At 52.6% G+C, this 249-nt stretch carries 1 protein-coding gene; it reads left to right on the top strand.

Annotation, left to right across the window (positions count from 1 at the left end):
- Positions 1-249: recombinase family protein (locus AC0L3B_RS39995; RefSeq protein ID WP_473383475.1), on the top strand; the 249-nt coding region annotated here is incomplete at both ends.

The following is a 249-nucleotide window of genomic DNA, read 5'->3' as shown; positions in this document are numbered from 1 at the left end:
CGAGAAATACATAGGTAACAACGTCTACAACAAAACATCCTCCAAACTACGTAAACGTATCAGCCGCAACCCACCCGAAAAGTGGGTTCGATGTGATGGGGCATTCCAGGGAATTGTCTCAGTGGAGGTGTTTGCAGCCGTTCGCGAAATCATCTTGCAACGCTCACGCCGCTTGGACGATGCACAACTGCTAGAACTGCTTCGCACCCTGTTACGGCGGGCGGGCTCTTTGTCCGGGATGCTCATCGA

This window comes from Bradyrhizobium sp. Kon56, assembly GCF_055807635.1.
This window is presented reverse-complemented; position numbering and strand designations above follow the sequence as displayed.